Source organism: Pseudoxanthomonas sacheonensis, from assembly GCF_031455975.1.
Taxonomy (GTDB): domain Bacteria; phylum Pseudomonadota; class Gammaproteobacteria; order Xanthomonadales; family Xanthomonadaceae; genus Pseudoxanthomonas_A; species Pseudoxanthomonas_A sacheonensis_A.
In genome coordinates this window covers 1-8869 of the sequence record NZ_JAVDTT010000008.1, presented here as the reverse complement: position 1 = coordinate 8869, position 8869 = coordinate 1, and the positions used below count along the sequence as shown (strand labels likewise).

8 protein-coding genes and 1 pseudogene are annotated in these 8869 nt (G+C 58.4%); 6 read left to right on the top strand and 3 right to left on the bottom strand.

The window, feature by feature from the left end:
• The 5 genes and pseudogenes from J2W94_RS18095 to J2W94_RS18075 form a co-directional block, all read left to right on the top strand.
• A pseudogene (locus J2W94_RS18095) lies at positions 1-138 on the top strand (electron transfer flavoprotein subunit alpha/FixB family protein); the annotation flags it as partial.
• On the top strand, positions 135-1250 hold the full coding sequence (locus tag J2W94_RS18090; RefSeq protein ID WP_310096403.1) for a glycosyltransferase family 4 protein: 1116 nt from the start codon (positions 135-137) through the stop codon (positions 1248-1250). The pseudogene J2W94_RS18095 and the gene J2W94_RS18090, both read left to right, overlap by 4 nt.
• Before the next feature lie 84 nt (positions 1251-1334).
• A complete protein-coding gene (locus J2W94_RS18085) occupies positions 1335-2135 on the top strand; it encodes a class I SAM-dependent methyltransferase (RefSeq protein ID WP_310096401.1) in 801 nt (266 codons plus the stop codon).
• Positions 2128-3093 (top strand): YbhN family protein, encoded by a 966-nt coding sequence (locus tag J2W94_RS18080; RefSeq protein WP_310096399.1) that lies wholly within the window; start codon positions 2128-2130, stop codon positions 3091-3093. The genes J2W94_RS18085 and J2W94_RS18080 overlap by 8 nt, the downstream gene beginning before the upstream one ends.
• Before the next feature lie 32 nt (positions 3094-3125).
• Positions 3126-3773 carry a class I SAM-dependent methyltransferase gene (locus J2W94_RS18075; RefSeq protein ID WP_310096397.1) on the top strand — a complete coding sequence of 216 codons (648 nt, stop codon included), beginning with the start codon at positions 3126-3128 and terminating at the stop codon, positions 3771-3773.
• A 120-nt stretch (positions 3774-3893) separates the two neighbouring features.
• On the opposite strand, the gene J2W94_RS18070 is transcribed toward J2W94_RS18075, so the two are convergent.
• The 3 genes from J2W94_RS18070 to J2W94_RS18060 all read right to left on the bottom strand — a co-directional run bounded on the left by J2W94_RS18070 (position 3894) and on the right by J2W94_RS18060 (position 7775).
• The gene (locus J2W94_RS18070; protein ID WP_310096395.1) at positions 3894-6257 is read right to left on the bottom strand and encodes an FG-GAP-like repeat-containing protein; all 2364 of its coding nucleotides are present in this window, start codon (positions 6255-6257) and stop codon (positions 3894-3896) included.
• A 145-nt stretch (positions 6258-6402) separates the two neighbouring features.
• On the bottom strand, positions 6403-7029 hold the full coding sequence (locus tag J2W94_RS18065) for a CoA transferase subunit B (protein ID WP_310096393.1): 627 nt from the start codon (positions 7027-7029) through the stop codon (positions 6403-6405).
• On the bottom strand, positions 7029-7775 hold the full coding sequence (locus J2W94_RS18060; protein WP_310096391.1) for a CoA transferase subunit A: 747 nt from the start codon (positions 7773-7775) through the stop codon (positions 7029-7031). Before J2W94_RS18060 ends, J2W94_RS18065 begins: the two co-directional genes overlap by 1 nt.
• 111 nt (positions 7776-7886) lie before the next feature.
• Here J2W94_RS18060 and J2W94_RS18055 point away from each other — a divergent pair, with 111 nt between their 5' ends.
• Complete coding sequence (locus J2W94_RS18055; protein WP_310096389.1) at positions 7887-8789, top strand: ATP-grasp domain-containing protein; 903 nt, start codon at positions 7887-7889, stop codon at positions 8787-8789.
• The last annotated feature ends 80 nt before the right edge of the window (positions 8790-8869 follow it).

Below are 8869 nucleotides of genomic sequence, written 5' to 3'. Positions count from 1 at the left end.
CACCTGACTGGCATAAAGGACGCTGGCACTATCGTAGCGATCAACAAAGACGCCGAAGCGCCGATATTTGAGATCGCTGATATCGGACTGGTCGGGGACTTGTTCAAGTTGTTGCCAGAACTGGAAATGGCACTTTGAAGTCATCGAACATAAAAAGGGTGCTGTTCATCACACGCAAGTATCCGCCTTCGGTGGGCGGGATGGAAACCTATTCCAAATGTTTGTTTGATGCGTTTAATCAGGCAAACGCAGAAGTTGATTTGCACAAGCCGGCTCATGACCATCTCGGTAGGCCTACACTCCGGCAAATCACAGCTTTTTTCTTTTCAACCTGCTGGCTGTTGCTAATGAAGGCCCGGCGTTACGACGCCATACTGCTGGGCGACTATGCCATCGCAAGCCTTGGGCTTGTAGCCAAGATGGCGACTTTCGGCAGAGTGCGCACTGTTGTCAGCCTGCATGGCAATGACCTGTACTTCATGCGCAAGCAGTCGATGCTCGCCAATGTTTACCGGCTTATTTCGCGTGTGATCGTAGCCAGTCGCTGCCTGGATGCGGCCATCGCCAACAGCCATGCTATCCGCGAGGAAGCTTTGCTCCACGCGATTTCACCGGTCTTCGTAGTCCCATTGGCTACCCAGCTGCAAAACATCCAACCATCCGATGGGCAAGCGCGGAATTTGCAGTTGTTGTTCACGGGCCGACTTATTAGATACAAGGGCCTGTCCTGGTTCATCAGAGAAGTATGGCCGCACTTGGATCAACGCTATGAGTTGCTCGTTGCAGGCCAGATCTGGGACGAAGCAGAACATGCAGTCCTACGGGGGCAACCCCGTGTCCGTTATCTCGGCACGGTCGCCTATGAGAACCTTCCTGCACTACGCTCCTCGGTAATGGCTTGCATCATGCCCAACATCCCGCCAGCTCCCACAGAACAGGACGAGGGTTTTGGCTTGGTCGCACTGGAAGCTCCTGCGGTCGGCACGCCCATGGTAGCTTCGCGTTGCGGTGGAATACCCGATGCGATCGCCGATGGGATCACCGGCTTCTTGTTGCCGCCCCTTGACGCACACGCTTGGATAAACCAACTAAACAGCATCGCGTGCTGGTCAGAGGCAGAGCGCCAGTCGTTCGCGATAGGTGCCCGGAAACATCTCGCCGAGAACTACAATTGGCAACTGGTCGCAACACGGACCCTGGCAGTTCTAAGGGATGAACCGAGGCAACCGGAATGCATTCTCGCGCCATGAGCAGGCTTTTCCGGCCATGGTGGCCAGCTGCATGCGCACTCTTCCGGCCAGCACGGTTGAGGTTGCACAAATCGGACCTTGCGAATGAAAAATAGCGAAATCTGGCAGCCGTCGAAGTACACGATGCGCAAGGGCCGTTTGTTCCCCTCCCGCGACACCAGGGAATTGGCACCATCCTCCAGACTGATCGCTCAGCTCATTGTCGATGCTTATCAGCCTGCGTTGGACAAACACACTGGCGGCAGGCTCCTTGATCTGGGTTGCGGCAAGGTACCGTTCTATGAAGCATACCGAGCGCATGTCACCGACAACGTCTGTGTGGACTGGCCCGGCTCACCGCATAGCAGCCTACACATCGATACCTTTTGCGATCTGTCCCAACCTCTTCCATTCGACGACGCGCAGTTCGACACTATATTGTCCTCGGACGTAATCGAGCACTTGCCGGATCCCGTGTTGGCTTTTCGCGAGATGGGCCGCCTTCTGAAGCCCAACGGCAAGCTGATACTAAACACGCCATTCCTCTACATGCTTCACGAAGTGCCGAATGATTATTACCGGCACACGCGATACTCCTTGCAGCGCCTTGCAGCCCTCGCCAACATGGAAGTACTTGAGTTGGAGGAAATCGGCGGTTTTGGCGAGGTGTTCGGAGATCTCATTGCAAAGGCCATCAACCTGATCCCGGGTGTGGGCACTCCCATCGCCATCGCATGGCAGAAAATGCTAATCGCACTGTCGCGCACTGGAATTTGGCAGAAGGCCCGCCGCGCTTCTGCGCCCCGATTCCCGTTGGGCTATTTCATGGTGGCGCGCAAACTGCAGCCAGGAAAATCCGCCGCGCGAACATCGCATGAGACCGAAACGGCCGCTCCTCATGACTAGACGACGTATCGCTTACGCCTTGTTGCGTTGGCTTTTTTTCCTGGCTTCCTTGCTGTACTTAGCCCATTTCGCTTACACATCGGTCAACTTCCATGGCGCGATAAACTGGTCGTCCAACCAGTCGCTGGTCCGGATCCTCGCGGCCGCAATAGTGTTCGCGACGACCGTATTCTTTTCTGTGGCCGGCTGGCGCACCCTTTTGGCCCACATGTCTCATCCACTGCCCTGGGCGCCGATCGCCCGTGTTTTCTGCATGACCCAGATCGCCAAGTATCTGCCGGGCAACATTGGACATCATGTAGGCCGCGTCGCTCTGGCCCGGACCATGCTCGACCTGCCAGCAGGCACTACGATCGTGTCCATCTTCCAAGAAAGCGCACTGGCGTGCCTGGCCGCACTGCTCCTGGGAACAATCGGCTTCCTTGCGCTGCCCGATCTTCAGCTTCCCAGCTCTAGATTTGCTCTTCTGGGCATTCACGTCAGCATGGATGTCGTGTTTGCCTGCGTGATCATGGCCGGGTTGCTCGCGCTTGCACTCATCAATGAGTGGCGCAAACGTGCGCACTACGTCCATTCGACAGCGCTGCGGTGGCTGTTCAGGACGACTCCCTCCTGGCCTGCGGCACTTTCTGCCCTGCCTTCCTATACCGCCATATATCTGGTGAATGGCGTGGCATTGTGGGTGATATCGACTGCGATCATGCAGCCCAGCGCGAACGACCTGGTATTGCTCACAGGTGCTTACTCCCTCTCATGGATGGCAGGCTTCCTTCTGCCAGGCGCGCCCGGCGGCCTGGGAGTACGTGAAGCCGCACTGGCAGTGATCCTCAACGGCACCTACCCTGCCGATACCATCCTCGCGATTTCCATAATGTCGCGAATCTCAACCGTGACCGCCGACCTACTGATATTCGTCGGTAGTATCATTTTGTCCCGTCAGATCAAGAAATCCGACTGAACAGGCTATCGTCAACGACAGGAATTTACCCAATGGACAAGATTCGCTCGCTATTAGGCCGCATAGTTCCGCTGCTAGGATTCAAGGACTCGCGCGGTTACTGGGAAACACGCTATCGGATCGGCGGCAATTCCGGAGAGGGCTCGCGCGGCGTGAACGCGGAATACAAGGCCGAAGTCCTCAATCGCTTCATAAAAAACCATCGAGTAAATTCGATTATCGAGTTCGGCTGCGGCGACGGCTACCAATTGGCGATGTTCGACATTCTGCGCTACACCGGCGTGGACGTGAGCAAAACCATTGTCGAGCAATGCAGGAAGATGTACGCCGGTGACGCCGGCAAGACCTTCGTTTTACTCGATGAGTATGCGGATGAAAAAGCGCAACTCGCGCTATCTCTCGATGTGATTTTCCATCTTGTCGAAGATGCGGTGTACGACCAGTACTTGGCCCGACTCTTCGCGGCCTCAACCGACTACGTGATCATCTATTCCACCAGCGTGGACATGCCTTCCACCGGCACGCCCCACGTGCGGCATCGCGATTGCGCAGCGGATGTTGCCAAACGCTTTCCCGAGTTCAAGCGGCTAACGGATGAAGAGAGCAATCTACCACCGCCGGTACGTTTTGACCGTGGGCAGCCGACATCATTTTTCATCTATCAGCGCACTGGGGCGTAGTAGGCCGTGCTTCTCAATTGCTACTGACGCTTTAAATCAGCCAAGTCTAAGGCGTGACGCGGAAGGGGATGTTCTCCACTTCCGCGCATAGACCACTGCTCAGCTGAAGGAACGAACCCCCTAGCGCCCGCCGTTCAACAAACTCCAACCGGCTCCGAAATCATTGGTGACAACCGTGGAATTTAGGGCGGTACCGGTGCTCGTCTGGATGATGAGCTGGCGCGATGCGTTGGTCCAAGCCAGGTCGGTTTTCTGGTCTCCGTTGAAGTCACCCGTCGCGCTTAAGGTATATGGGGTGCTTACCGCCCGGCTCCGGGTGGTGATGACGGTCGTACCGTTCATTTCCCACCATCCAACCAGCTGGGCAGCCACATTGCGGAAGATCAAATCCGCCCTGCCATCTCCACTTATGTCGCCTGCACCAATGGACGTCCAACCGGCGCCAAAGTCATTTACGACTACTACCGAATTGAGGGCGGCACCGGTACTTATTTGAATGATGAGCTGGCGCGCCGCGTTGGTCCACACCAGATCAGTACGTCCGTCCCCATTGAAATCACCGGTCGCAGTCAGTGTATAGGGGCTGCTAACGGACCGACTACGAGTGGTGGTGACCGTCGTGCCGTTCATCTCCCACCAGCTGACCAACTGGGCAGACGCGTTACGGAAGATCAAGTCCGATTTCCCATCACCACTGATGTCACCCGCACCTACCAGAGTCCAACCGGCGCCGAAGTCGTTCGTAACCACTGTGGAATTGAGCGCGGTACCCGTGCTCGTTTGGATGATGAGCTGGCGGGCAGAATTGGTCCACGCCAAATCAGCTTTTCCGTCGCCGTTGAAGTCTCCCGTCGCGCCCAAGGTATAAGCGCTGCTCACGGATCGATTCCGCTTATTGGTAGCGACAGCCCCATTCATTTCCCACCAACCCACCAGCTCGACAGAGGCGTTACGGAAAATAAGATCCGATTTTCCATCGCCATTGATATCGTTCCGGGCTTTACCTGCGATCGGAACCACCGTATTGCGGAAGGTGGCGACGACCGGAATGGTCTGATTCAAGCTGCGCGCGTTGTCGGTCTGGTTCGCCACGCCGCAAGCCAGGTTGCTGCCGGCAGGACCACATTTCAAGACCAACGGATTGGAGAACGTCCGGTAGAAATTCTGATTGTTATCTCCATAAGCCATGATGGTGTAGAAATTGCCGTTGGCCTCCGTCGTTTTCATGCCGAACGAGTAGGGATAACGGCCGTACAAAAGACTTCCATCGTCTTTCTTGGAATTGTCGCGATCATGGGCGGAGCCCATCAGATGGGCAAGTTCGTGGACCATGGTTTCCGGAGCACAAAAATAACCGTTGCCATCGGTGCCGGTGTCATTGCCATCGCTGATTACCGCGAATCCGAAATCATCGTCGGTCGCAGGATCGATCGCGGTTTGATCGGATCCGTTCAACCAGGCAATACCGCAACCATCGTTTTCCGGGGTCTGGAACTTGCGGACCAAGACCGCCAGATCGGCGCCATATTGATCGCGGGCCGTCCGGATCGGCGCCAGCGATGCCGGAACCGGCACAGTCGCGGTTCCGTTATAGCCGGTAAGCTCACCTAGTGCGGCTTTGTTGGTCGTGGTATCCGTATAGTTGACCTGTACGGTATTCACTATGCGCAGCGCGCCAGTGATCAGGCTGTTCGTGAATGCCTGATTGCCGACGTCAACCAGATAGACTAGTTGTGTGACCGCCGCGGACTGACTGCCCCGCGCAGTTGCAAATCCTGCGGTGTATCCGATGACAATATCGATCGTGTTGGCGGCCGAAGCAGCCTTGGTTTCAACCGCCGACTGCGACACCTGCGCTTTAGGGGCTGACTTCAGCAGCGCGGAGCGCAGCGCCAGCGCCGGCGGCACCATCATATCGGTTCGACTGTTCGGATTCTTGACCTTGGAAAGGTCGGTCTGCACTGCGTACAGTTGTCCGCCGCGGGTCTGCAAGCTGAGTGGCGCGCCCGCCATCTGCGGAATTGAGCCATAGACCGCGTCTTCACCGAAGGTCAGGATGGCTTCCTGTTTCTGATCGCCGCCGATGACGCGACCGATCCAAGTCCAGTTACCATCGGGATGTTCGACGTGGCGCTCGTAACGCACCTTCACCTGCGAACCATCGGGAGAAGGGATGGACATGACGCCATCAACAACGGCTTTAAGAGCGTGCGCCTCGCTGATCGCTACCGGGTACCAGGTATAAGCGCCTTCACGCTTGATCGCGGCGCCTTTGTTCTTGTAGCTGATCAGTTCGCCGTGATCCGGGGCATTGGCGACCGACCGGGAAGCTTGGCGCCCTGCCTGTACCGATGGGAGTCGCTGGGCGGTACGCCCGTTCGCCGAAGCCGCGCCTTTCTGATCGCCGAACTTCGTATTAGGAGCTTCGGCAGTGCAGCCGGCCAGACATACCAATAGAGCGCAAGCGCCTACGCGAAACTTCATGAGAATCCTCAACCCGACTGAATTTATAGCCCCTGATGCCAAACTATAACCCGCGACCTCAAGTAACAATAGTGAGGCGGGTCGCGGTTACCCCGGCGCATTTTGGCCTTATACAGGTTGCCCAGCGTGGGGTCTATTCGTGCTTTCAGGTGAAGCCGACGCCGGTTTTAGCCTCCAGATCGCCTCGCGTCACTCCTTCGGCAGATTCCACCAGCGCCAACCCCTGGGGCGTCACATCGAATATCGCCAGGTCGGTAATGATCCGATTCACTACCCCGACACCGGTCAACGGCAGATCGCATTCAGGGAGAATCTTGTGGCTTCCATCCTTCGCCACATGCTCCATCAGGACCACGATGCGCTTGACCCCGGCCACCAGATCCATGGCGCCGCCCATGCCCTTGACCATCTTGCCGGGGACCATCCAGTTGGCCAGGTCGCCCTTGTCGGTGACCTGCATGGCGCCCAGCACGGCCAGGTCGATGTGGCCGCCGCGGATCATGGCGAAGGAGTCGTGGCTGCCGAAATAGCTGGCGCCCTTGCGTGCGGTGACGGTTTGCTTGCCGGCATTGATCAAGTCGGCATCGATTTCGTCTTCGGTCGGGAAAGGCCCGATGCCCAACAATCCATTCTCGGACTGCAGCCATACATCCATACCCTCGGGTATGTAGTTGGCCACCAGGGTCGGCAGGCCAATGCCCAGGTTCACGTAAGCGCCATCGGTCAGCTCCAGCGCGGCCTTCTGGGCCATCTCGTCACGAGTCCAGGCCATCAGCGGGTTCCTCCGGTCACGGTACGGTTCTCTATGCGCTTTTCAGGGAGGGGGTTGTGCACCAGCCGGTCCACGTAGATGCCGGGCGTATGGATCTGGTCGGGATCCAGTTCGCCCACTTCGACGATGATTTCCGCTTCTGCGACGCATACCTTGCCTGCGGTGGCCACGGCCGGATTGAAGTTGCGAGCGGTCTTGCGGTAGACCAGGTTGCCGGCGGTATCGGCCTTCCAGGCCTTCACCAGCGACACATCCGCTTTCAGCGCGGTTTCCATCACATATTGGAAGCCGTCGAACTCGCGCGTTTCCTTGCCCTCGGCCACGATGGTGCCGTAGCCGGTGCGGGTGAAGAACGCGGGAATGCCCGCCCCACCCGCCCGCAGGCGTTCGGCCAGGGTGCCCTGTGGGTTGAATTCGAGTTCCAGTTCGCCGGAAAGGTACTGACGCTCGAATTCCTTGTTCTCGCCGACATAGGAAGAAATCATCTTGCGTATCTGCCGCGTGGAGAGCAGCTGCCCCAGCCCGAAGCCGTCCACACCCGCGTTATTGGAGATAGCGATCAGGCCTTTGACCCCGCTGTCGCGCAGGGCCAGGATCAAGGCCTCGGGGATGCCGCAAAGCCCGAATCCGCCCACCGCCACGATCTGGTCGTCGGCGACGACTCCCTTCAGGGCCGCGTCGGCGCTGGGATAAAGCTTGCTCTTGGCTCCGCTGCGCGAAGGCGAGGAGGCGACCGCTTCGACCATGACCTTATCCGTTCGGGAAATTGTCGGCCATTTTAACCGGCCGCCCGCGACGCACACAGGTACTTTCGGCCAATACCCACTGGCGGCCGCAACCACCCTTAAACTGAAACCATGAAAACACTTGCCCTTGTCACCGCCATCGCCGCCACCGGGCATGATGACGACCTTGCTCCGTTGCTCGAAGCCTGCACACGGGCCGGTCTGCATGTCCGTGTCGTCGCCTGGGACGACGCTACCGTCAGCTGGCGCCGCTTCGATGCTGCCCTGCTGCGTTCTCCCTGGGACTACACCGAACGCCTGGTGGAATTCCTAGGCTGGTGCGATCGCGTGCAGCGATCCACACGACTATTGAATCCGCTTTCCGTCGTTCGCTGGAATACGGACAAACACTATCTTGCCGATTTGGAGGCCGCCGGAATGCCGGTCGTGCCCACCGTGTTCGTCGAACCGGAGGCGGAGCCGCTCGAGGCTTTGCAGGCCTTCCTGGCGGCGGAAATTGCCGAAGAATTCGTGGTCAAGCCCGCCGTCAGCGCGGGTTCGCGCGACACCCAGCGTTATTCGCGCACCCAGGATTTCGCCGCCGGCAACCATATCGCCCACCTGCTGGAGCAAGGGCGTAGCACGATGCTGCAGCCCTACCTACGCTCGGTCGACAGCGCTGGCGAAGCCGCCCTGATCTATTTCGACGGCCAGTTCAGCCATGCGATCGGCAAGGGAGCATTGTTGCGTCGCGATCAGCCCGCCACCGCAACGCCCCATGCCAGCGGCGACATAACTCCGCGGGAGGCGGACCCGGCCGAACGCCAGCTGGCCGAGAACGTCCTGTCGGCGGTACAACAGCTGCTGCAGCTCGACCAGCCGCTGCCCTATGCCCGCATCGATCTCATCCGGGACGACGCCGGCAACCCGCGATTGCTGGAACTGGAATTGACCGAACCTTCGCTGTTCTTCGCCCAGGCGCCCGGCAGCGTCGAGCGCTTTGCGGCCAACCTGGCCCGCCATTTGAACGCTTGAATCCATACGCGCTCGCACGGCCTGCCCGCGACCGGTAAAATCCCTGGACTGCCCTCGGCCCGCCCCGCAACGCCGGGCCT

What these genes read in the sequence shown, in the direction of transcription:
- J2W94_RS18085 (WP_310096401.1), top strand. Translation starts at nt 1,335, where the DNA reads ATGAAAAATAGCGAAATCTGGCAGCCGTCGAAGTACACGATGCGCAAG.
- J2W94_RS18080 (WP_310096399.1), top strand. Translation starts at nt 2,128, where the DNA reads ATGACTAGACGACGTATCGCTTACGCCTTGTTGCGTTGGCTTTTTTTC.
- J2W94_RS18075 (WP_310096397.1), top strand. Translation starts at nt 3,126, where the DNA reads ATGGACAAGATTCGCTCGCTATTAGGCCGCATAGTTCCGCTGCTAGGA.
- J2W94_RS18070 (WP_310096395.1), bottom strand. Translation starts at nt 6,257, where the DNA reads ATGAAGTTTCGCGTAGGCGCTTGCGCTCTATTGGTATGTCTGGCCGGC.
- J2W94_RS18065 (WP_310096393.1), bottom strand. Translation starts at nt 7,029, where the DNA reads ATGGCCTGGACTCGTGACGAGATGGCCCAGAAGGCCGCGCTGGAGCTG.
- J2W94_RS18060 (WP_310096391.1), bottom strand. Translation starts at nt 7,775, where the DNA reads ATGGTCGAAGCGGTCGCCTCCTCGCCTTCGCGCAGCGGAGCCAAGAGC.
- J2W94_RS18055 (WP_310096389.1), top strand. Translation starts at nt 7,887, where the DNA reads ATGAAAACACTTGCCCTTGTCACCGCCATCGCCGCCACCGGGCATGAT.